Source organism: Aquitalea magnusonii (genome assembly GCF_003202035.1).
Classification (GTDB): domain Bacteria; phylum Pseudomonadota; class Gammaproteobacteria; order Burkholderiales; family Chromobacteriaceae; genus Aquitalea; species Aquitalea magnusonii.
This window is the reverse complement of record NZ_QJKC01000003.1, coordinates 88005-109982: the sequence shown is the minus strand read 5'-3', so window position 1 is coordinate 109982 and position 21978 is coordinate 88005. Positions and strand designations below refer to the sequence as shown.

Genomic DNA, 21978 nt, shown 5'->3' with positions numbered 1-21978 from the left:
GCCGCTTGTCAGCGCTGCTAAGCGCCGCTAACAAAAAACCTGCTGCTGCGTTGCGCCTCCTTGCCATGCCGATTGGTCGCGGCTGTAGCGGCGCGCCCTGGTTGAATAGTATTTTTCGATATAAATGTATCTCACAATATTATTAATGGGAATATGGCAGCTGGGTTAGCATGATGTCAGTTCAATCTTCCCGGAGTCCGTCATGAAATTGCGCGCTTTGTTCGGCCTGGTGGCCGCCGTGCTGTCCGCCCATGCGCTGGCAGATGTCACTTTGCTGAATGTTTCTTACGATGTGATGCGCGATTTCTACAAAGACTACAACCCGGCCTTCCAGAAAGCCTACAAGGCCAAGACCGGCGAAACCGTCAGCATCCAGCAGTCGCATGGCGGCTCCAGCAAGCAGGCGCTGTCGGTGGCCAATGGCCTGGCAGCAGACGTGATCACCATGAACCAGGCGTCGGATATCGACCTGCTGGCCACGCGCGGGCTGATTCCGGCCAACTGGGCCAGCCGCCTGCCCAATGCCTCGGTACCGTTCACTTCCCCCACGGTGTTCCTGGTGCGCAAGGGTAATCCGCACAAGCTGCGTGACTGGAACGACCTGGCCAAGCCGGGTGTGCAGGTGATCATTCCCAATCCGAAAACCTCGGGCAATGGCCGCTACAGCTATCTGGCCGCCTGGGGTTACGGCCTGAAACAGCCGGGTGGCAGCGAAGCCAAGGCGCGTGCGCTGGTGGCCGGCATCTTCAAGAACGTACCGGTGCTGGATGGTGGTGGCCGCGCCGCCACCACCACCTTCATGCAGCGCCAGATCGGCGATGTGCTGGTGACCTTCGAAAACGAGGCCGAGCTGATCGCCCGCGAGTTTGGCCGTGGCAGCTTTGAAATCGTCTACCCGCCGCTGTCGGTGCTGGCGGAAAACCCGGTGGCCATTGTCGACAAGGTGGTGGACAAGAAAGGTACACGCAAGCAGGCGGAAGACTATCTGCGCTTCCTGTGGAGTACCGAAGGCCAGACCATTGCCGCACAAAACTATCTGCGTCCGCAGGACAAGGCGGTGGCGCAGAAATTCGATGCCCAGTTTCCCTATGTGAAAACCTTTACCGTGCAAAGCGTGTTCGGTTCGTGGGCGGCGGTCAATAAAAAGCACTTTGCCGATGGCGGCGTGTTTGACCAGATTTACAGCAAGCATTAAGCGGAGCCAGCGTGAGCAATATCCTCAATCTGCGCCATAGCGTGCTGCCCGGTTTCCGGCTCAGCTTTGGCATTACCCTGTTCTGGCTGGCGCTGATCGTGCTGCTGCCCTTTGCTGCCCTGGTGTATTCCACCGTCGGCATGGGCTGGGACGGTTTTGCCGCTGCGGTAGGCAGCCCGCGGGTGATCGCCGCCATCCGGCTGTCGTTCTTCACGGCCGGCCTGTCCGCCCTCATCAATCTGGTATTCGGCTTTCTGGTGGCCTGGGTGTTGGTGCGCTACCCCTTCCCCGGCAAGCGGCTGGTGGATGCGCTGGTCGACCTGCCGTTTGCCCTGCCCACCGCGGTGGCCGGCATCGCGCTGACCACGCTGTATGCGCCCAATGGCTGGATCGGCCAGTATCTGGCGCCGCTGGGCATCAAGGTGTCGTTTACCCCGCTGGGCATCATCGTGGCGCTCACCTTTATCGGCCTGCCCTTTGTGGTGCGCACGGTGCAGCCGGTGCTGGAAGACCTGGAAAAGGAGCTGGAAGAGGCCGCCACCTGCCTGGGGGCCAGCCGCTGGGACATTTTCCGCCGGGTGATTTTCCCGGCCACGCTGCCCTCGCTGATTACCGGCGGCACCATGGCCTTTGCTCGTGCCACCGGCGAATATGGCTCGGTCATCTTCATTGCCGGCAACATCCCCATGGTGTCGGAAATCGCGCCGCTGATCATCGTCTCCAAGCTGGACCAGTTCGACCAGCAAGGCGCCACCGCGGTGGCGCTGGTGATGCTGGGCATTTCCTTTGTCTTCCTGTTGTTGATCAACCTGATCCAGTGGTGGGCCGCACGCCGCCACGGTGCGCGCTAAGGGGTAAACATGGCCACTCTGACCACTGAAAGCCGCCCGGTACGCTATGCCCTGACTGCCGTGGCCCTGGTGTTTTTGTTCCTGTTCCTGCTGCTGCCCTTGATCGGGGTGTTCTGGGAGGCGCTGCACAAGGGCTGGCAGCTCTACCTGGCCGCGCTGGTGGAGCCGGAGGCACTGTCCGCCATCCGGCTGACACTGATTGCCGCTGGCATTGCCGTGCCGCTGAATCTGGTGTTTGGCGTGGCGGCAGCCTGGGCGATTGCGCGCTTTGATTTTCGTGGCAAAAGCCTGCTGACCACGCTGATCGACCTGCCGTTCGCGGTGTCGCCGGTGGTGGCCGGGCTGATGTTCATCCTGCTGTTCGGGGCCAATACCGTGGTGGGGGGCTGGCTGCAAGACCACGGCCTGCAGGTGATCTTTGCCGTGCCGGGCATTGTGCTGGCCACGGTATTCGTCACCTTCCCCTTTGTCGCGCGTGAGCTGATCCCGCTGATGCAGTCGCAAGGTGCGGACGAGGAACAGGCCGCCATCGTGCTGGGCGCCAGCGGCTGGCAGACCTTCCGCAAGGTGACCCTGCCCAATATCAAATGGGGCCTGCTGTACGGGGTGATTCTCACCAATGCCCGCGCCATGGGCGAATTTGGCGCGGTCAGCGTGGTGTCCGGCCATATCCGGGGCGAAACCAACACCATCCCGCTGCATGTGGAAATTCTGTACAACGAATACAACTTTGTTGGCGCCTTTGCCTGCGCCTCGCTGCTGGCCTTGCTGGCGCTGGTGACCCTGCTGGTGAAATCGCTGGTGGAATGGCGGCTGCACCGCCAGCAACAGGCTTCCACCCTGCGCACTGCCGCAGCCCGCCTGCAAGCCCAGGCAGCACAACCCTGAACCGAATGATGTGAACCGCTGCCAGGGGCGGCGGCCGGAGAACCACGATGAGCATTGAAATCCGCAATATCCGCAAACAGTTTGGCCAGTTCACCGCGCTGGACAATGTCAGCCTTGATATCGCTGCCGGCGAGTTGCTGGCCTTGCTGGGGCCATCCGGCTGCGGCAAGACCACCTTGCTGCGCATCATTGCCGGGCTGGAAAAGCCGGATGCCGGCCAGGTGCTGTTTGGTGGTGCCGACGCCACCCACACCCATGTGGCCGAGCGTCAGGTGGGCTTTGTGTTCCAGCATTACGCGCTGTTCCGTCACATGACGGTATTCGACAACGTGGCCTTTGGCCTGTCGGTGAAACCGCGCCGCGAACGCCCCTCGCAAGAGGAAATCCGCGAGCGGGTGATGAAGCTGCTGAAAATGGTGCAACTGGACTGGCTGGCCGATGCCTATCCCGGCCAGTTGTCCGGCGGCCAGCGCCAGCGTATCGCCCTGGCGCGTTCGCTGGCGGTGGAGCCCAAGGTGCTGCTGCTGGATGAACCCTTTGGCGCGCTGGATGCCAAGGTGCGCAAGGACTTGCGCCGCTGGCTGCGCGAACTGCACAACGACATGCATATCACCAGCGTGTTTGTGACCCACGATCAGGAAGAGGCGCTGGAAGTGTCCGACCGCGTGGTGGTGATGGATCACGGCCATATCGAACAAGTGGGCCGCCCGGATGATATCTACGAACATCCGGCCACCCCCTTTGTCACCCAGTTCCTGGGCGATGTGAACCTGTTCCACGGCCGGGTGGATGCCGGTCAGCTGACCATCGGCAGTTATGAACAGGCGCTGGGCCAGCATCAGGATGCTGACGGCGATGCCGCCGTGGCCTATGTGCGCCCGCACGATCTGGACCTCACCCTGCAAGCCGCTGGTGCTTTGGCACAGGGCCGGGTCGAGCATATCCATGCCGTCGGGCCGGTGGTGCGGGTGGAGCTGCAACAGGCGGATGGCCAGACCATCGAGGCAGCGGTCAGCAAGGAGCGCTTCCGCGCACTGGGCATCGTGCCGGGCGACACCGTCTACGTCACCCCGCGCAAGCTGGCCGTCTTTCTGCAAGAGGATGCCGGACAGCAGGATTACGTGATCTGATTCCGTCCGCGCTGCGCATGACAAAGCCGCCCGTGGGCGGCTTTGCTGTTTGGCTGCCGCTCAGCATGCGCTGGGCGGCAGGGCTTGCGGCTCAGCTTCAGACAAACAGCTTGCTGAATACCCAGTACAGGCTGGCCGACAGCGCAATGGCCACCGGCAGGGTCAGCACCCAGGCCATCAGCAGATTGCGGATGGTGTCGATTTGCAGGCCGGAACGGTTGGCCGCCATGGTGCCGGCCACGCCGGACGACAGCACATGGGTGGTGGACACCGGCAGGCCGAAGGCATCGGCCGCGCCAATGGTGGCCATGGCCACCAGTTCGGCCGATGCGCCCTGGGCATAGGTCAGATGGGTTTTGCCGATTTTCTCGCCCACGGTCACCACGATGCGGCGCCAGCCCACCATGGTGCCCAGCCCCAGCGCGATGGCTACCGTCACTTTCACCCAGGTCGGAATGAATTTGGTCGAGGCATCCAGCTCGCCCTTGAAGGTTTTCAGATTGGCCAGCGTGGCCTGATCCAGATGTGCCTCCTTGCTTTGCTGCAGCAGGCGGATGGATTCGGAGGCCAGATACATGTCATTGCGCACATTGCCCACCGACGCCTCCGGTACCGACGCCAGGCTGCCATAGGCTGCGATCTGCTGGCCGATCTGGCCGGTCACTGCTGCCAGCGCCGGCACCACATCCGGCTGCCAGTGCTGGCCGCGGATATAATGGGTCAGCACGGCGCGCGGCTGCTCCGGCGCCGCTGCCGGCACCGCCTGTTGCAGCGACTGCTGGGTGGCCTGCGCCACCAGTGCGAACTTGCCCATTTCGCTGGCCGGCAAGGCGCGGTTCAGGCCATAGGACAGCGGTACGGTGCCGACCAGGATCAGCATGATCAGGCCCATGCCCTTCTGGCCATCGTTGGAACCGTGGGCAAACGATACCCCGGAACAGGTGAGTACCAGCAGGCTGCGAATCCACCACGGCGGTGCTTCTTTGTTCTTGGGGGCATCAAACAGCTGGGCTTGCTTGACCACCCGCTTGAGCAGCACCAGCAGCAGGGCGGCGCAGAAAAAGCCCACCAGCGGCGACAGCAGCAGCGAATAGCCCACCTTGCTCACCTGGGCCCAGTCCACACCGCTGGTGCCGTCGCGACCATGCATCAGCGCATTGGCAATGCCGACGCCGATGATGGAGCCGATCAGCGTATGCGAGGAGGAGGCCGGCAGGCCCAGCCACCAGGTACCCAGATTCCACAGGATGGCGGAAATCAGCAGGGCAAACACCATGGCGAAGCCGGCGCTGGAGCCCACTTGCAGGATCAGCTCCACCGGCAGCAGCGAGATGATGCCAAAGGCCACCGCGCCGCTGGAGGTGAGTACCCCGAGGAAATTGAACAGGCCGGACCACACCACGGCCACATGCGGTGGCAGCGAATGGGTGTAAATCACCGTGGCCACGGCATTGGCCGTGTCATGGAAGCCATTGACGAATTCGAAACCCAGGGCGATCAGCAGGGCCAGGATCAGCAGCAGGATGGCAATCCAGCTGCCATGGCGGGACATGGTGTCATTGACATCGTGAAACAGGTTGAGTCCGGCAAACAGCAGGCCACCGATCAGCAAGGCCACAAACAATAAAACGGTGCTGCTGCTGGTGGGGCGGTGCACTGCCGTTGCGGCGGTGCTGCGGCTGAGCGCCACCTCGGAAGACTGGTCCATGAAAGCTCCTTGAAAATATTCAAGAAGCATTAATACGCCAGACAGATTGCAAGGTGGTGACAGTAAGCCCTTGTTGATTGATTTGAAACAAAATTTAACATGCAAGCCCGCTCCGGCGGCGCTGCGGCCCCGCCAGACTGTGGCGTCCTGGCCGCAGTGCTCAGCGCTGGCGGTGGTGGGCGATCAGCCGTGCCAGCGCCGCGCTCACCAGCGGGTTGCTCACCTGTTGTGCGCCGGCCTCGATTTCTTCCAGCGCCTGCTGGCTGATGCCGATGCGCTTGGGCGCTGGCGGTGGCGGGTTCAGATGAATGTCCACCTTGATGCGGATCTTGCTGGCGCTGTAGCCGCGCGACTCCAGCGGGGCCAGCAGGCTGTTGCCCATCATGCGCAGCCGGGCGGCCACGATGCCGTTATGGGCAAACACCACCAGCTCGCCATCGCGAATGCGCACCGCGCGGCAGGCCTCGGCCAGCTGCGGCGGCAGCTGGCTGCGAAATGCCTGGTCCAGCGCCATCAGCGCATTGGCTTCGCGCGTCAGCTGGCGCAGCGTGCTGTCGCCGCGGGCGATATCCTGAAATTGACGTTCTGACATGGGGTATTGGCGGTAAGGGCAGGGGGCCATTGTAGCCCAAGGGGGCATGCGTGACAGTGCTGTTGCCTTGTTCTGGTCGGGCGGCCAGCCACATCAGGTGGCGCCCGCGCTGTCCGGGCTACTGGTAGGACAGGGTGAATGTTGCCACCGCCTTCACCGTGCCACCTTGCACCGCGCCAGTACGGATGTATCGGGCAGTGAACGGAATGGTGACATTGCCAAGCAGGTTGGTGCCAATTAAAAACTGATTGGTATTGCCCGCTGCACTGGAGTCTGGCCCCAGCAGGACCGGATTGCCGTTGCGCAAAACCTGGATGCCGATACCGCTGGCCGTGCTGCCACTGCCGGCCAGGCCGATGATGGAAGTCGTGCGGCCGGGATTGCTGTTGTCGGTCAGGGTCATGTAGACGTTTCTGCTGGCCGGACAATTCAGGGTGACATTAAACGGCGTGCTGCCCGCCGTGGCATTGAGCGAGGGTAATACCGCGGTATTGATACTGGGCAAGGATACCGGAATGCTTTGCGTGCTGACCGTGCAGGTGGCAATGGGCACGGTCACCGAACTGCCATTCATATAGACATAGCCAACGGCGGTGTTGGTGGGCGTTACAATCGAGAAAAAAACCAGTGTGGTCTTGGGCAGGGTATAGCTGGCTGCGGTGAGACTGGCGGTTTTGATGAAGCGGACACTGACCGTGAGGTTGATGGTGACATTCGCGGTGACATAACCCGATGCAAGCGTTTGGGCGTTGTAGCCGCTTAGCGCGGTGGGGCTGATTGACGTTCCTGCAGCATTGCCGCTGGTCTTGATAATGTAGCCAATGCCGGGAACCGTTGTGTTGTAAACCGTAAAGCTCAACCCCCCTTCGTTATAAGTGCCCGAGGTCAAATTGGTGACCTGGCTGTGTGACAGGGTGGTGAATACGGGGATGAAATTACCGCCTGTTGGGCAATAAACCAGGTTCTGGCTACTCAGGCTATACCAATCACTGATCGGGGTGTTATTCGGTGCGGCGCTTTGCGCTGCCGTCAGCGCCAGTGTGCTTGGAATGGTGGTCATCGGCAGTTGGCTGGCGGTCCAGCCATAATTATTGCAACCGGCCAGCGCAACATGGCTTAGCAGTAAAATGAGCAGGCCCAGGCAAAAGTGAATAAATTGTATAAGGGGCTTTTTCATGCTTGAGTCATGCTTTCAGTAAGATATCGGTCTTGTCCGAGGCGGTCATCATCCAGAGCATGGTTTCCCCGCTAAGGCGATGCGGCATCATCCCCGCGCAGTCAGACACAGCAGCCAGCTCTTACCTATTTTTAGAGAGCGATTTCCGGATCGTCACCTGGCATATGCAGGCAGGTATTGCCCTGTCGCGACACTGGCCCTGCATGGCCTGAGCGTCTGGCCTACTCAGCTTGGGCAAGCTGCTGTGGCTGTCTGGCTTTTGCCTGCCGTGCCAACAGCAGCTGATGCGCGCCGCGCCAGGTGCTATCCCTGCGCGATAGCGTGGCCTTGCCCGGACATGATGCTGGCGAGCAGTCAGGGTGGCAGTGAGGGCGGGGGAGGGTGAAACAGCCTTGGTGAATTCGGATTATAAAATTGTCAACCGGCAAATAAGGCTGAATTTAGACAGGAAAATTCCTAAAAACACGGGCCGCACCCTTTGCAAGGTGCGGCCCGTGTTGATTCGGCACCATCGTGCCGGTATGGAGCGTGGTGCTTACTGCCCGCCTTCCACGTCTTCCATACTGAAGGTTTCGGTGTGGTCGTTGTAGGAGAAGATTTCCGCGTAACGCCCCCAGCTGATCACCGTATCCAGTGTTTCCTCGGCGGCGCTGTCGCTGAGCGAGTCTTCCAGTTCCTGTTCGAAGCGCAGGCGTGGTGCGCGCTGGCCCGGGCGTTCCTGCAACACGCGGCGGATACGTGCCGCCAGCGGGATATGGCGCAGCAGGTGCTCGGCAAACAATACCTTGCGCTCCTGCGTGCCGTAGTCGGCAAACAGTTTGCCGGCAGCGGTCAGCTCGATGTCACCGTCGCGCAGTTCGACAAAGCCCAGGTGCTCCAGGGTTTCGGTCACCGGGAACAGGTCATCCACCTCCAGCAGCAGCTTGCTGCCGATTTCCGGCAGGTCGGCGCGGCCGTTGTACGGCGCGGCGGCCAGCGCTTCCATCAGACCGGCCATCAGGTTGGTGGACACTTCGGTCAGCGGGCTGCCGATTTCCAGTTGTACCTTGTGCAGGGTGTCGGCGCTGCGGCGCTGGGTCATCAGGGCGTAGATGTCATCCACCATCTTGCGGAAGGCCGGATCCAGGCGGTTGCGCGGATGGGCAAACGGCACCTTGATCTCGGCCACCACGCGGCCCGGATTGGACGACAGCACCATGATGCGGTCGCACATGAACACCGCTTCCTCGATGTTGTGGGTGACGATCAGGATGGACTTGATCGGCAGCTGCTTCTGGTTCCACAGGTCGAGCAGGTCGGTACGCAGGGTTTCGGCAGTCAGCACGTCCAGCGCGGAGAACGGTTCGTCCATCAGCAGCAGGGTGGGGTTGACCACCAGGCCGCGGGCGAAGCCCACGCGTTGACGCATGCCACCGGACAATTCGCGCGGATAGGCGTTTTCAAAGCCGTCCAGACCGATCAGGTCGATGGCGGCCAGTGCGCGGCGGCGGCGTTCCTTGGGTTCCACCCCCAGTGCTTCCAGGCCGGCTTCCACGTTTTGCAGCACGGTCAGCCAGGGGAACAGGGCAAAGGTCTGGAACACCATGGCCACGCCTTCGGCCGGGCCGTTCAGCGGCTGGCCGCAGTAGTTGACCTCGCCGGCGCTGGCCTGGATCAGGCCGGCAATGATGCGCAGCAGGGTGGATTTGCCGGAGCCGGAGCGGCCGAGCAGGCCGACGATTTCACCTTCGTGCAGGGTGAGGTTGACGTCGTCCAGTACCTGGATGTCTTCTTCCCCCCCCTTGTGATAGCCCTTGTCGACATGCTTGAGGGAGAAGATTTCCTGTCTCAGGGTTGCGGTTTCTTGTGGCATGAGTTTCCCCCTTTTAGTTGAGACGGAGTTTGTTTTCGGCAATGGCGTACAGCGGGCGCCACAGCAAACGGTTGAACAGTACGACAAACAGCGACATCACGCAGATGCCCAGCAGAATCTTGGGGAAATCGCCGGCGGCCGTGGTTTGGGCGATATAGGCACCCAGACCGTGTGCGGCCAGTTTGTCATCGCCCCAGGACACCATTTCCGACACGATGCTGGCATTCCAGGCACCGCCCGACGCGGTGATGGCACCGGTGATGTAATAAGGAAAGATGCCCGGCAGCATGACCTGCTTCCACCATTGCCAGCCCTTGATGTGGAAGTTGGTGGCCGCCTCGCGGAAGTCATTGGGGAAGGCACTGGCCCCGGCCACCACGTTGAACAGGATGTACCACTGCGTGCCCAGCACGATCAGCGGGGACAGCCAGATGTCCGGGTTCAGCTTGAAGTGCACGATGAACACCACAAACACCGGGAACAGCAGGTTGGCCGGGAAGGCTGCCAGGAATTGCGCGATCGGCTGGATCGTCTCGGCCAGGCGCGGGCGCAGGCCGATCAGCACGCCCAGCGGCACCCAGACGAGGGAGGCCAGCGCAATCAGCACGGTGACGCGCACCAGGGTGATGAAGCCCAGGCCGACAACCCGGATGGTTTCGCCCAGCCCAACTTCACTGCTGATGAAGCTGTACAGCTTCCAGCTGACGTAGCCGCACAGCAGCACCATGAAACCACCCCAGGCGATATCCAGTCCGCGTGACACGCTGGAATGGGATTCGGAGTGGATGGCACGCGGCAGGGCAATGTTCAAGCGCATGCGCGCCAGCTTTTTCAGCAGCTTGCCAAAGGGGCGCAGCAGCTGCTGGATGATGCGGGTGCGCTGGATCAGGTTCAGCACCCAGGATTCCGGTGCCGCCTGCGACATGGTGTCTTCCAGGCGGAACTTGTCGGCCCAGGCCACCAGCGGACGGAACAGGAACTGGTCGTAGATGACGATGACCACCGTCATGGTGAGGATGACCCAGCCCACGGCCGTCAGGTCCTTTTGGCTGATGGCCATGGCCAGATAGGAACCCACGCCGGGCAGGGTGACCGTCTTGTCGCCCACGGTGATGGCTTCGGAGGCCACCACGAAGAACCAGCCGCCGGACATGGACATCATCATGTTCCAGATCATGCCCGGCATGGAAAAGGGCACTTCCAGCTTCCAGAACTTCTGCCAGCCGGACAGGCGCAGGTTTTGCGACACTTCTTTCAGGTCGTTGGGCACCGTGCGCAGCGACTGATAAAAGCTGAAAGTCATATTCCATGCCTGCGAGGTGAAAATCGCAAAAATGGCCGCGAATTCAGCGCCCAGCACCCGGCCGGGGAACAGCGCCAGGAAAAAGGTCACGGTAAACGAGATATAACCGAGCACCGGCACCGATTGCAGGATGTCCAGGATGGGCACCAGCAACTGGCCGGCACGGCGGCTCTTGGCCGCCAGCGTGCCGTAGATCAGCGTGAATACGATGGAAGCGACCATGGCTGCCAGCATGCGCAGCGTGGTGCGCAGTGCATACTCGGGCAGATTGGCCGCGTCCAGCGAAATGGGCTCGGTCTGCAAGGCACTGATCGGCGCCCAGGTACCCTGGATGCCGGTGGTGGCGAATAGTAAAAAACCCAGGATCAGGGGAAAGGCGATCAGGTCCCAGCGGTTGGGAAGCAGCCGTTTGGCTGTGGCAGGAATAAACGGACGGATAACGGTAGTCATCAGGCCTCTCCGATTGGTGTGGTTAACCTGGCAGAACAGTGCAGGCCCTGTTCCGCTTCTTCATCAGATGAGCACCATCTTTTGTCAGGACACGGCTGGCTGGCCGTGGGCAAACATAAAACTGGCTCTGCAAACGCGCAAGAATAATAGCAAGGCGAACATAAAATTTTGATGAAAATTGACAATTTTTTGTATGGATTATGTAACGACACAATTCTGTTGAAAAATAGCTTTCGGCCGCGTTTTTCACAGCCTTTATATTGGCCAGTGGCATTTTCAGAATCAGCCACTGGCTGCCCCGTCCTCCCCGCAGCGTGCGGGGCGTGGGCAGGACAGGCAGCCTGCCACGCGCCCGCCGCCGTGGCGACAAGTTTGACGGTGCGGGCTTGATTCAGCGCAAGCTCGCCCCCATAAACTTGTGCACGGGATGTGCTACACTTTCGCCTATTTTGTTTTGTCGGCCCGTCCGGGCCTCTGGATTGGAATACATGATTTCCTCGCTACTCAAGAAAGTATTTGGCAGCCGCAATGACCGCCTGCTGAAGCAGTATCGTCAGGAAGTGGCGCGCATCAATGCCCTGGAAGAAGGCATGAAAGCGCTGTCCGACGAGGCTTTGGCGGGAAAGACCGCCGAGTTCAAAAAGCGCATCGTCGATGGCGCCACGCTGGACAGTATCCTGCCCGAGGCCTTTGCCGTGTGCCGCGAAGCTTCGCGCCGCGTGCTGGGCATGCGCCACTTCGACGTGCAGCTGATTGGCGGCATGGTGCTGCATAACGGCAAGATTGCCGAAATGCGTACCGGCGAAGGCAAGACCCTGGTCGGCACCCTGCCGGTCTACCTCAATGCACTCACCGGCAACGGCGTGCATGTCATCACCGTCAACGACTACCTGGCCAGCCGCGACGCCGGCATCATGGGCCGCCTGTACAACTTCCTCGGCCTGACCGTGGGGGTGAACCTGTCGCAGATGGCGCATGACGACAAGCAGGCCGCTTACGCCTGCGACATCACCTACGGCACCAATAACGAATTCGGCTTCGACTACCTGCGTGACAACATGGTGTTCACCACCGGCGAGAAGGTGCAGCGCAAGCTGGCCTTTGCCGTGGTCGACGAAGTGGACTCCATCCTGATCGACGAAGCACGTACCCCGCTGATCATCTCCGGCCCGGCCGAAGACAATATCGACATGTACCAGCGCATGAACGCGGTGCCGCCGCTGCTCAAGCGCCAGGAAACCGAAGAGGGCGAGGGCGACTACTGGGTGGATGAGAAGGCCCACAGCGTGCTGCTGTCCGAAGCCGGCCACGAGCATTGCGAAGAAATCCTGGTCAATCTGGGCATGCTGAAGGAAGGCGACAGCCTGTACTCGGCCACCAACATCACCCTGATGCATCACCTGATGGCCGCGTTGCGCGCCCATTCGCTCTTCCATCTGGACCAGCACTATGTGGTGCAGGATGACGAAGTGGTGATCGTGGACGAATTCACCGGCCGCCTGATGGCCGGCCGCCGCTGGTCGGAAGGCCTGCACCAGGCGGTGGAAGCCAAGGAAGGCGTGGAGATCAACCGCGAAAACCAGACCCTGGCCTCCATCACCTTCCAGAACTACTTCCGCCTGTACGGCAAGCTGGCCGGCATGACCGGTACGGCCGATACCGAGGCTTACGAATTCCAGAGCATCTACGGCCTGGAAACCGTGGTGATCCCGACCAACCGCCCGATGGTGCGTATCGACTCGCAGGACAAGGTGTATCGTTCCGCCCGCGAAAAATACGAAGCCATCCTGGCCGACATCAAGGACTGCCACGAGCGCGGCCAGCCGGTACTGGTGGGCACCACCAGCATCGAAAACTCCGAGCTGATTGCCGACCTGCTGCAAAAAGCCAAGCTGCCGCACAATGTGCTGAACGCCAAGGAACATGCGCGTGAAGCCGACATCGTGGTGCAGGCCGGCCGCCCCGGCGTGATCACCGTCGCCACCAATATGGCCGGCCGTGGTACCGACATCGTGCTGGGTGGTAATCCGGAACCGGAAATCAAGGCCATCCAGAAGGATGACAGCCTGTCCGACGATGAGAAGAATGCCCGTATCGAAGCCATCCGTGCCGAATGGAAGCTGCGCCACGACGCGGTGCTGGCCGCCGGCGGCCTGCACATCATCGGTACCGAACGCCACGAATCGCGCCGTATCGACAACCAGCTGCGCGGTCGTTCCGGCCGTCAGGGCGATCCGGGTTCCTCCCGCTTCTACCTGAGCCTGGAAGATCCGCTGCTGCGCATTTTCGCCTCCGACCGCGTGGCCGCCATCATGGACCGTCTGAAAATGCCGGACGGCGAAGCCATCGAACACCCCTGGGTATCGCGCTCCATCGAAAATGCCCAGCGCAAGGTGGAAGGCCGCAACTTCGACATCCGCAAGCAATTGCTGGAATACGATGACGTGGCCAACGACCAGCGCAAGGTGATCTACCAGCAGCGCAATGACATCCTGCAGGACGAGGATGTCAGCGAAGTGGTGGTCAATATGCGCGAAGGCGTGCTGTCCGACCTGGTCGACCTGCACCTGCCGCCGGAATCCATGGAAGAGCAGTGGGACCTGGTGGGGCTGGAAAAGACCCTGGAAGCCGAATTCCAGCTGGTCGCACCGGTGGCCGAGTGGATCAAGGCCGAGTCCACCCTGGATATTCCGGACATCAAGCAACGCATCCTCACCCTGGCCGCCGAGGTGTATCAGGCCAAGGTCGAGCTGGCTGGCGAGCAGGTGATGCGCCAGTTCGAGCGCAGCCTGGTGCTGCAGATGCTGGACACCCACTGGCGCGAACATCTGGCCGCCATGGACCACCTGCGTCAGGGCATTCACCTGCGCGGCTATGCGCAGAAGAACCCCAAGCAGGAATACAAGCGCGAGGCATTCGAGCTGTTTGCCGACATGCTGGAACGCATCAAGCGCAGCGTGGTGAATGTATTGATGACGGTGCAGATTCGCGGTCAGGAAGACGTGGACGCGGTCGAACCGCATCAGCATGGCGAGTACGAGATGCAGCATGCCGAGCCGGGTTCCTCGCTGGGTGCGGACGATGGCGAAGACAATCCGCTGTCGCCGGAAGCCCTGTCCGAACAAGGCCTGCGCGTGGGCCGCAACGACCCTTGTCCCTGCGGCAGCGGTAAAAAGTACAAGCAGTGCCACGGCCGCCTGGCCTGAGTCTGACTACCGTCTGACCCTGCCATGACCGACCAAACGCCCTGCCTTGCCGCAGGGCGTTTTGCGTAGGTGCTATTACGAGGCGGGGCGCTTTTGCAGTGCAGCAGATGGTCGGCCACCGGCCGCTCTGCTACCCTTGCAGCTAATAAATCGATAACACTGGCAGCGACAACATCATGACCCCGAGCGATACCCGTATTTACCTGGCATCCGGCAGCCCACGCCGGCGCGAGTTGCTGGAACAACTGGGCGTACACCTGGAACGCATCCACGCCGACATCGACGAAGCCGTGCTGCCTGGCGAAGCGGCCGTGGCCTATACCGAACGCCTGGCGCGCGAAAAAGCCGCCGCCGGCTGGGCCGTGGTGCAAAACTGCGGCCTGCCGTCGCGCCCCTTGCTGTCGGCCGATACCACCGTGGTGCTGGATGGCGAAATCTATGGCAAACCGGCCGATGCTGCCGATGCCGCGCGTATGCTGCGGGCCTTTTCCGGTCGCAGTCATCAGGTAGTCACCAGTGTGGCCGTGCGTCAGGATGAGCGGGTAGAACTGCGTACCAGCATCACCGAGGTGCATTTCCGTGTACTGAGCGAAACCGATATCCAGCGCTATATCGACAGTGGTGAGCCGTTTGACAAGGCCGGAGCCTATGGCATCCAGGGCCTGGCGGCGGTGTTCATCGACCATATCGCCGGCAGCTATACCGGGGTGATGGGGCTGCCGGTGTTTGAAACTGCCGAACTGCTGGGCCTGTTCGGACACTCATTCCCCTAAGGAGGAAAGACCATGTTGCATCAGTCCATTCCTCTGCCGCGCGATATCCAGCGCCCCAAGGAACAAATCCTCGTCAACATCACCCCGCAGGAAACCCGCGTGGCGGTGCTGGAGGATTCCATCGTGCAGGAACTGCACGTGGAACGCGCCGCCAGCCGCGGCATTGTCGGCAACATCTATCTGGGCCAGGTCAAGCGCGTGCTGCCCGGCATGCAGAGCGCCTTTATCGAAATCGGCCTGGAGCGTGCCGCCTTCCTGCATATCGCCGATGTGCTGGAGCAGCGCCAGCACCCCACCGAGCCGCAGCGCATCGAAAAAATGCTGTTTGAAGGCCAGACCGTGCTGGTGCAGGTGATCAAGGACCCCATCGGCACCAAGGGCGCCCGGCTGTCCACGCAAATGTCGCTGGCCGGCCGTTTCCTGGTGCATCTGCCGCAGGAAGAACACATCGGCATCTCGCAAAAGATCGAAAGCGAGTCCGAGCGCCACAGCCTGAAAGCACGGCTGGAAAAACTGCTGCCACCCAATACCCCGCGTGGCTACATCATCCGCACCAGCGCGGAAACCGCCACCGATACCGAGCTGCAGGCCGATATCGAATATCTGTCCAAGCTGTGGGCCGACATCCGCCACAAGTCACAACACCTGCCGGCGCAAAGCCTGCTGTACGAAGACCTGCCGCTGGCGGTGCGCGTGCTGCGCGACATGGTGAGCGACACCACCGAGCATGTGATTGTCGACTCCACCGAAAACTACAGCCGCATGGTGGAATTTGCCGAGCAATACGTGCAGTCCGCCGTGCGCAAGATCGAGCGTTATTCGGGCGAGCGCCCGCTGTTCGAGCTGTTTTCCATCGAAGCGGAAATCGACAAGGCGCTGTCGCGGCGGGTGAACCTGAAGTTTGGCGGCTACCTGATCATCGACCAGACCGAGGCGATGACCACCATCGACGTCAATACCGGCGGCTTTGTCGGCAACCGCAATTTTGACGAAACCATCTTCAAGACCAATCTGGAAGCCACCCAGGCCATTGCCCGCCAGCTGCGGCTGCGCAATCTGGGCGGCATCATCATTGTCGATTTCATCGACATGGACAATGAAGAACACCAGACCGCGGTACTGACCGAGCTGGCCAAGGCCCTGGCGCGCGACCGCACCCGCGTCACCCTCAACGGCTTTACCAGCCTGGGCCTGGTGGAAGTCACCCGCAAGCGCACCCGCGAAAGCCTGGCCCATGTCCTGTGCGAACCCTGCCCCACCTGCCAGGGCCGTGGCGAGATCAAGACTGCCCAGACCGTGTGTTACGAGATCCAGCGCGAAATCGTGCGCGAGGCACGCCAGTTCGATGCCAAGGGCTATCGCATCCTGGCGGCCCAGCCGGTGATCGACATGTTCCTCGACGAAGAATCGCAAAGCCTGGCCATGCTGGTGGACTTCATCGGCAAGCCGATTTCGCTGTCGGTGGAAAGCACCTATACCCAGGAACAGTTTGACGTGGTCCTGTTGTAACCATCGCCCCGCCATGCCGGACGATGTGAGAACGGAGTAGCAAGCATGAAGCAAGATTCCGGCGATGCCCTGTGGCTCGCCATCCTGCAGGAAGCCGAACAGGCGGCGCGCGACGAGCCCATGCTGGCCAGCTTCCTGCACATGACGGTATTGCGCCATGGCACGCTGGAAGACGTGCTGGCCTTTCACCTGTCCAGCAAACTGGCCAGCCCGGTGATGGATGCGCGCGCGCTGATGGAGCTGTTCCGCGAGGCCCTGGCCTCCGATCCCGGCATCAGCGCCTCGGCCCGCGCCGATATCCGCGCCTGTTTCGAGCGCGACCCGGCCTGTGACAGCTATTCCACCCCCTTGCTGTATTTCAAGGGCTTTCATGCCCTGCAAAGCCAGCGCATCACCCACTGGCTGTGGCAGCAGCAGCGCAAGACGCTGGCCTTGTTCCTGCAAAACCGCATCTCCGAAGTGACTGGCGCCGACATCCATCCGGCGGCGCGCATCGGCCAGGGCGTGATGCTGGATCACGGCACCGGACTGGTCGTCGGCGAAACGGCCGTCATCGGCAATAATGTGTCCATTTTGCATGGCGTGACGCTGGGTGGCTCCGGCAAGGACCGTGGCGACCGTCACCCCAAGATCGGCGACGGCGTGATGCTGGGTGCCGGCGCCGCCGTGCTGGGCAATATCCGCGTCGGCGACTGTGCCAAGGTTGGGGCCGGCAGCGTGGTGCTGGAGGACGTGCCGCCGCATACCACGGTGGCCGGCGTGCCGGCGCGCATCGTGGCCCAGGTGAATGAAGGCATGCCTTCGCTGGACATGGACCAGCGGGTGTGACGAGCAGCGGCCAGGCTTTGCATGTGGTGCAGGGCGACGCCGCCGCCGCATTGCTGCGCCAGCTGGCGCTGGCAGGCGAGGTACTGACCTTTGCCGAAGACTTCAGCCACGGCCCGCTGGCCGATGCCGATACCATGGACCCGCAGCTGCGCATGGCCTGGTGGAACCGCATCTGGTGGTCACAGCCCTGGTGGCCGGACATCGACCAGCAATTCCAGCTGGCCTGGTGGCAATGCCGCAAGCGCCTGTTCCGCGCGCTGTCCGAGCGGCAGCCCTTGTGCATCTGGCTGGGCAATACCGTACACGACCAACTGATGCTGGCCATGCTGGCGGCCAATGCCCATGCCGATCAGCTACTGATGGTGCAGGAGCTGGCCGGGCAAGTGACATCGTGTCACAACGGCTGCTACGCCGTGGCCATGTGTCATGCCGCCGAGCTGCAGCCGCTGAGCGCCCGCCTGCTGCCCGCAGCAGAACGTGCCCGGCTGGCGGCGACCTGGAGCCATTGGCAGCAGCATGCCCAGGGCTGGCGTGGCCTGATGAATGGCCAGCTGCACGACTATCCGGCCGATCATTTCGATGCCCGCCTGCTGGCCTTGCTGCGACAAGAGGGCGCGCAGCCTGCTGCCCGGCTGGTCGGCCTGCTGATGGGGCAGCTGATGGCGCAGCCGATAGCGGAATTGGTGGGCGACAGCTATCTGTTCTGGCGCCTGGCGGACTTGGCCGAGTCAGGTCGGCTGCTGCTGGAGCCACAGCCGGACGGCCCGCCGCGGGTGCTGCCGCTGTAAGGCGGGACCGCCTGCTTTGCAGGCAGGCGGCAGGCGGGTAGAATCCGCCGCCGTGGTCCGTCCCGATCTTGCCTGACGGCCATTCCTTGCGAGGAAACCATGCGATGAACGTCCGCGTTGTCGATTACCGCGCAGCCGATGCCGCTGCCCAATTCACCCGCTCCCTGCACGAAACCGGCTTTGGTGTGCTGGTCAACCATCCGCTGCAGCAAGCGCTGGTGGAAAAAATCTATGCCGACTGGCTGGCCTTCTTTGACAGCCCGGCCAAGCACGACTTTGCCTTCGACCCGCAGCGGCAGGATGGCTATTTTTCCACCGCCATTTCGGAAACCGCCAAAGGCGCCAGCCACAAGGACATCAAGGAATATTTCCATTGCTATCCCTGGGGCCGGGTACCGCCGGCGCTGGCCGATGACATCCAGCGCTACTATGCCAGTGCCAATGCGCTGGCGCGCGAACTGCTGGGCTGGGTGGAGCAATACACCCCGGCTGATATTGCCGCCCACTACAGCGAACCCTTGTCCGGGATGATTGCCGACAGCCAGCAAACCTTGCTGCGGGTGCTGCGTTATCCACCGCTGACCGGCCAGGAGCCGGCCGGTTCGCTGCGCGCGGCCGCCCATGGCGATATCAATCTGCTGACTCTCCTGCCTGCTGCCAATGAACCCGGCCTGCAAGTGCAGGACAAGCAGGGCAGCTGGGTGGATGTGCCCTGTGATTTCGGCATGCTCATCATCAATATCGGCGACATGCTGCAAGAGGCCTCGCGCGGCTACTATCCGTCCACCCAGCATCGGGTGGTGAATCCCCAAGGGGAGGCTGCGCGGAGCAGTCGGGTATCACTGCCCTTGTTCCTGCATCCGCGGCCAGAAGTGGTGCTGTCGGAGCGGCATACCGCGGGCAGCTATCTGGATGAAAGATTGCGTGAACTGGGCGTGAAAAAATGAATCGCCCATGGCCGGTTAATTAAATTAATGGATTGTAAATGACTGTAAATGCCCTTCGGGGCATTTTTTTTTGCTGCTAGGGTTGGCCTTGTTTTTATCGTCTGGCGAGTAATAAGGTGAATGATCTGTGGCGCTATCTTATGGCATCTGCTGCACTGTCTTTGAGCGCATGCAGCCTGATTACCTCACCGCTGGTGGCGGGTGTGCAATTGGCCAGCACTGCCGTCACATCGGTGGCCAATATGGCACCCAATACCAGCACCAATGGCATGGTGCACCCGCATGAGGAGTTGCACGATATCTGTATCGAATTGAATGCCAATGTGATTGTTGCGGATTTCATTCCGGAATTGCAAAAGCAGTTACGGGGGCGGGAAATAGAAAGCCGTATTTATGCGCCAGGTAATATACCGTCGGCTTGTGAGGCAACGCTCTATTACACGGTATTGACGCAATGGGGTTCACCACTGTTCAGCGATGAATTGCGTCCCTATATCACTGACATCAATTTGCTGCTGAAGAAAAACGGCAAGGTATTGGCCAATGCCGCCTACCGGCTGGACGGCATGGCCTATGACAAGTGGAGCAGTACCGGCCACAAGCTGTCGCCGCTGCTGCTGAAGATGTTTGCCAGCGATAGCATGGCGCAGTGGCAGAATGCTGCAAGCGGTGGCGACGAGGCCAGCCACTTTGAACAAGATGTAGCGAAGCGCGCCGCTGCGGCTACCAGAAATTGATCAGTCCGGCGAAAAAGCGCTGGGCATCGGTGCGCGAAGCCACATCGCTGGCCACCCCGTTCACCACCTGCTCGATGCGTGCATCACCCACATCAGACGATGACACCACATTGCCCACCTTGATATCGCGTTTGTTCACCACGCCGGAGAAACGCAATATCGTGGTATTGCCACTGGCGGCCACGGCTTTTTCCCCGGCAATGGCCATATAGCCATTGGGTAATACATCGGTGACCGACACCATCAGGCTGCCACTGATCTGGTTGCTATTGCTGACCTGGCCAATGCCTTTCAGGCTGTTGCTGCCACTGGCCTTGCCGTTGTAATCAAATATTTCCTTGAGCAAGCCCCCCATGGAAGAGAGCGCGCCAGGACCGGATTCGGAAATGGAAGAGGTCCGGTTGGTGGTGGTGTTGGCATTATTGCTGGAGGAAAGATTCTCGGCGATATTGATTTTCAGAGCATCGCCCACATGGCTGGCAATCGGCTCTTCAAATAGCAACATGGCCCTGTTTGGCTGGTAAATCGAGCCGGGGCTGTCTTCCAGCGCCACCGGGGTATATTGCGGCCGGATATGTACTGGTGCCGTGACCAGATTTTGCGGTGATGAAGCACAGCCGCTGATCAATCCTGTCAATAAAAGATAAGCCCGGACATGAATAAACATGGTTTTCACTTTGGCCCTCTCTATGGTTGGTATGACTCCTCTGATTCTATTGGGCTGAATGGTTAATTGCGGTTAGCGAGCAGAAAGTAAGGTAAGAAAATGTAAAGCGCATGGCCGTTATCCTTAACGCGGCATAACGTAAATTTACATGCCGGCCGGTCTGGCATCAGAACATGTAAAAAAACGCGATGGGGAGAAGGACATGAGCACAATCAATGGCGTAGCCGCATCGACACCCCCCTTGTCTGCCTACGGGGTGTTGCGACGTGATGTACAGGCCGTGGTCGGCGATGTGGCAGGTGTGGCCACGGCAATCGGCCATGGTCTGCTGGCCGGCAGCAGTGCCACCGGCTCGGCGCTGGGGAATGGACTGAGCGCGGTTGGCGACAGCCTCAGCACGCTTGGCCATACCATCAATACCTATGTCTAGGCCGGCGCAGCGGCCTGTGCCAGGCAGGTCTGGCTGCTGCTTCAGTGCACGGTGAAATCGGCAATATGGGCCGGGACCTTGTCCCGGCCCATGTATTTCTGGCGCAGGCGTTCGGTGTAGCCACTTTGCTCCAGCGCATCCAGCGCGGCCTGCAAGCGCCTGACCGTGTCGTCCGGGGTTTGCCGGTTCAAGGCATACCAGTACTGGCGCGCGTCATCCAGCAGGGCCACGGGCTGCACCAGATGGGCATCCAGCCCAGCCTGCTGCAGTTGCCAGGCCATGGCCCAGTCCAGCATGGCCACCAGATCGACGCGCCCCAGCTGCAGCTTGCCCAGATTCACCGCATCGCTGCGGCCGCTGTCCTGTTCCTGGCCGATGCGCAAACCCAGTTCCAGCAGCCGCTTTTGCGTGGCGGACTCGAACAGGGTGCTGGTGCGCAGCTGTCGCAGCTGTTCGATGCTGTGCAACTGAATGTCCCTGCGCCCTGCCAGCCGGTACAGATAGATGCGCCGCGGGCTGATCGGGCCTACCCAGCGGAACAGGTTTTCCCGCTCCGGCGTACGTACCGTGCTGAACAGCAAGCTGCCGGGGGTGGACTGTGTCATGGCATAAGCGCGCGCCCAGGGCAGCAGCTGCAGGCTGAGCGGGATGGCGGCCTTGTCGGCCATGGCCTGCAACAACTCGCTGGAAAAACCGCTGACCTTGTCATGCTGCAGAAAGTTCAGCGGTGGCAATTCCTCGGTATAGGCGAGCAATGTGCTGGCCATGGCCGGATGGCCGCACAGGAGTACAAACAGCAACAGCAGGCGTGAGCACATGGGCAGTCTAAAGATTTTTTTAACAGAATTTATCGTCAGCTTAACAGACGGGCAAGGGCTGGCATCTGCCCGCCCATTGCAGCAGGCCGCCGCGACAATCGTGTGACAGCCCCGGCGGCGTGCCCAGCT

19 protein-coding genes are annotated in these 21978 nt (G+C 61.1%); 12 read left to right on the top strand and 7 right to left on the bottom strand.

Annotated elements, in window-relative coordinates; all coding sequences use genetic code 11:
- The first annotated feature begins 202 nt into the window (after nt 1–202).
- The 4 genes from DFR38_RS04145 to DFR38_RS04130 are packed head-to-tail and all read left to right on the top strand — an operon-like array spanning nt 203 to nt 4064.
- Nucleotides 203–1195 carry a sulfate ABC transporter substrate-binding protein gene (locus DFR38_RS04145; protein WP_059287050.1) on the top strand — a complete coding sequence of 331 codons (993 nt, stop codon included), beginning with the start codon at nt 203–205 and terminating at the stop codon, nt 1193–1195.
- Between the two features lie 20 nt (nt 1196–1215).
- Entirely contained in the window at nt 1216–2046 is an 831-nt protein-coding gene (gene cysT / locus DFR38_RS04140; protein WP_110313098.1) for a sulfate ABC transporter permease subunit CysT, read from the top strand.
- A gap of 9 nt (nt 2047–2055) precedes the next feature.
- The gene (gene cysW, locus DFR38_RS04135; protein WP_059287492.1) at nt 2056–2934 is read left to right on the top strand and encodes a sulfate ABC transporter permease subunit CysW; all 879 of its coding nucleotides are present in this window, start codon (nt 2056–2058) and stop codon (nt 2932–2934) included.
- A gap of 47 nt (nt 2935–2981) precedes the next feature.
- Complete coding sequence (locus DFR38_RS04130; RefSeq protein ID WP_059287491.1) at nt 2982–4064, top strand: sulfate/molybdate ABC transporter ATP-binding protein; 1083 nt, start codon at nt 2982–2984, stop codon at nt 4062–4064.
- A 97-nt stretch (nt 4065–4161) separates the two neighbouring features.
- Here DFR38_RS04130 and DFR38_RS04125 read toward each other — a convergent pair whose 3' ends face one another.
- The 5 genes from DFR38_RS04125 to DFR38_RS04100 form a co-directional block, all read right to left on the bottom strand.
- Nucleotides 4162–5772 carry an inorganic phosphate transporter gene (locus tag DFR38_RS04125; RefSeq protein ID WP_110313040.1) on the bottom strand — a complete coding sequence of 537 codons (1611 nt, stop codon included), beginning with the start codon at nt 5770–5772 and terminating at the stop codon, nt 4162–4164.
- Between the two features lie 160 nt (nt 5773–5932).
- Nucleotides 5933–6364, bottom strand: a complete 432-nt coding sequence (locus DFR38_RS04120; protein ID WP_110313039.1) for a DUF721 domain-containing protein — start codon at nt 6362–6364, stop codon at nt 5933–5935.
- 118 nt (nt 6365–6482) lie between these two features.
- Nucleotides 6483–7424, bottom strand: a complete 942-nt coding sequence (locus DFR38_RS04115) for a fimbrial protein (RefSeq protein ID WP_146215911.1) — start codon at nt 7422–7424, stop codon at nt 6483–6485.
- 652 nt (nt 7425–8076) lie between these two features.
- Nucleotides 8077–9393, bottom strand: coding sequence for an ABC transporter ATP-binding protein (locus DFR38_RS04105; protein ID WP_059285983.1), 1317 nt, complete (start codon nt 9391–9393; stop codon nt 8077–8079).
- Between the two features lie 13 nt (nt 9394–9406).
- Nucleotides 9407–11146, bottom strand: a complete 1740-nt coding sequence (locus DFR38_RS04100) for an ABC transporter permease (RefSeq protein ID WP_110313037.1) — start codon at nt 11144–11146, stop codon at nt 9407–9409.
- Nucleotides 11147–11634: 488 nt separating this feature from the next.
- On the opposite strand from DFR38_RS04100, the gene secA reads away from it, so the two are divergent.
- From secA to DFR38_RS04065, 7 genes are all read left to right on the top strand, one after another.
- A complete protein-coding gene (secA, locus tag DFR38_RS04095; RefSeq protein ID WP_059285982.1) occupies nt 11635–14352 on the top strand; it encodes a preprotein translocase subunit SecA in 2718 nt (905 codons plus the stop codon).
- A gap of 176 nt (nt 14353–14528) precedes the next feature.
- Nucleotides 14529–15125, top strand: coding sequence for a Maf family protein (locus tag DFR38_RS04090; protein WP_059285981.1), 597 nt, complete (start codon nt 14529–14531; stop codon nt 15123–15125).
- Nucleotides 15126–15137: 12 nt separating this feature from the next.
- Nucleotides 15138–16634 carry a ribonuclease G gene (gene rng / locus DFR38_RS04085; RefSeq protein ID WP_059285980.1) on the top strand — a complete coding sequence of 499 codons (1497 nt, stop codon included), beginning with the start codon at nt 15138–15140 and terminating at the stop codon, nt 16632–16634.
- A 45-nt stretch (nt 16635–16679) separates the two neighbouring features.
- Nucleotides 16680–17462 carry a serine O-acetyltransferase gene (gene cysE / locus DFR38_RS04080; protein WP_059285979.1) on the top strand — a complete coding sequence of 261 codons (783 nt, stop codon included), beginning with the start codon at nt 16680–16682 and terminating at the stop codon, nt 17460–17462.
- Nucleotides 17459–18250: a DUF3658 domain-containing protein gene (locus DFR38_RS04075; protein ID WP_059285978.1), complete on the top strand. Its 792-nt coding sequence runs from the start codon at nt 17459–17461 to the stop codon at nt 18248–18250. Before cysE ends, DFR38_RS04075 begins: the two co-directional genes overlap by 4 nt.
- Before the next feature lie 104 nt (nt 18251–18354).
- Nucleotides 18355–19197 (top strand): isopenicillin N synthase family dioxygenase, encoded by an 843-nt coding sequence (locus DFR38_RS04070; RefSeq protein ID WP_059285977.1) that lies wholly within the window; start codon nt 18355–18357, stop codon nt 19195–19197.
- 116 nt (nt 19198–19313) lie between these two features.
- Nucleotides 19314–19934 carry a cell division protein FtsI gene (locus DFR38_RS04065; RefSeq protein WP_146215910.1) on the top strand — a complete coding sequence of 207 codons (621 nt, stop codon included), beginning with the start codon at nt 19314–19316 and terminating at the stop codon, nt 19932–19934.
- Here the strand turns inward: DFR38_RS04065 and DFR38_RS04060 are convergent.
- The gene (locus tag DFR38_RS04060) at nt 19921–20601 is read right to left on the bottom strand and encodes a flagellar basal body L-ring protein FlgH (RefSeq protein ID WP_255524345.1); all 681 of its coding nucleotides are present in this window, start codon (nt 20599–20601) and stop codon (nt 19921–19923) included. The genes DFR38_RS04065 and DFR38_RS04060 overlap by 14 nt on opposite strands.
- A gap of 202 nt (nt 20602–20803) precedes the next feature.
- Between DFR38_RS04060 and DFR38_RS04055 the strand changes: the two genes are divergently transcribed.
- Entirely contained in the window at nt 20804–21031 is a 228-nt protein-coding gene (locus DFR38_RS04055) for a hypothetical protein (RefSeq protein WP_146215909.1), read from the top strand.
- Between the two features lie 41 nt (nt 21032–21072).
- On the opposite strand, the gene DFR38_RS04050 is transcribed toward DFR38_RS04055, so the two are convergent.
- On the bottom strand, nt 21073–21849 hold the full coding sequence (locus DFR38_RS04050; RefSeq protein ID WP_059285974.1) for a substrate-binding periplasmic protein: 777 nt from the start codon (nt 21847–21849) through the stop codon (nt 21073–21075).
- Nucleotides 21850–21978: the final 129 nt, after the last annotated feature.

Coding starts and splice junctions, on each gene's coding strand:
- DFR38_RS04145 (WP_059287050.1), top strand. CDS start 203: ATGAAATTGCGCGCTTTGTTCGGCCTGGTGGCCGCCGTGCTGTCCGCC.
- cysW (WP_059287492.1), top strand. CDS start 2,056: ATGGCCACTCTGACCACTGAAAGCCGCCCGGTACGCTATGCCCTGACT.
- DFR38_RS04130 (WP_059287491.1), top strand. CDS start 2,982: ATGAGCATTGAAATCCGCAATATCCGCAAACAGTTTGGCCAGTTCACC.
- DFR38_RS04125 (WP_110313040.1), bottom strand. CDS start 5,772: ATGGACCAGTCTTCCGAGGTGGCGCTCAGCCGCAGCACCGCCGCAACG.
- DFR38_RS04120 (WP_110313039.1), bottom strand. CDS start 6,364: ATGTCAGAACGTCAATTTCAGGATATCGCCCGCGGCGACAGCACGCTG.
- DFR38_RS04115 (WP_146215911.1), bottom strand. CDS start 7,424: ATGACCACCATTCCAAGCACACTGGCGCTGACGGCAGCGCAAAGCGCC.
- DFR38_RS04105 (WP_059285983.1), bottom strand. CDS start 9,393: ATGCCACAAGAAACCGCAACCCTGAGACAGGAAATCTTCTCCCTCAAG.
- DFR38_RS04100 (WP_110313037.1), bottom strand. CDS start 11,146: ATGACTACCGTTATCCGTCCGTTTATTCCTGCCACAGCCAAACGGCTG.
- secA (WP_059285982.1), top strand. CDS start 11,635: ATGATTTCCTCGCTACTCAAGAAAGTATTTGGCAGCCGCAATGACCGC.
- DFR38_RS04090 (WP_059285981.1), top strand. CDS start 14,529: ATGACCCCGAGCGATACCCGTATTTACCTGGCATCCGGCAGCCCACGC.
- rng (WP_059285980.1), top strand. CDS start 15,138: ATGTTGCATCAGTCCATTCCTCTGCCGCGCGATATCCAGCGCCCCAAG.
- cysE (WP_059285979.1), top strand. CDS start 16,680: ATGAAGCAAGATTCCGGCGATGCCCTGTGGCTCGCCATCCTGCAGGAA.
- DFR38_RS04070 (WP_059285977.1), top strand. CDS start 18,355: ATGAACGTCCGCGTTGTCGATTACCGCGCAGCCGATGCCGCTGCCCAA.
- DFR38_RS04060 (WP_255524345.1), bottom strand. CDS start 20,601: ATGTTTATTCATGTCCGGGCTTATCTTTTATTGACAGGATTGATCAGC.
- DFR38_RS04055 (WP_146215909.1), top strand. CDS start 20,804: ATGAGCACAATCAATGGCGTAGCCGCATCGACACCCCCCTTGTCTGCC.
- DFR38_RS04050 (WP_059285974.1), bottom strand. CDS start 21,849: ATGTGCTCACGCCTGCTGTTGCTGTTTGTACTCCTGTGCGGCCATCCG.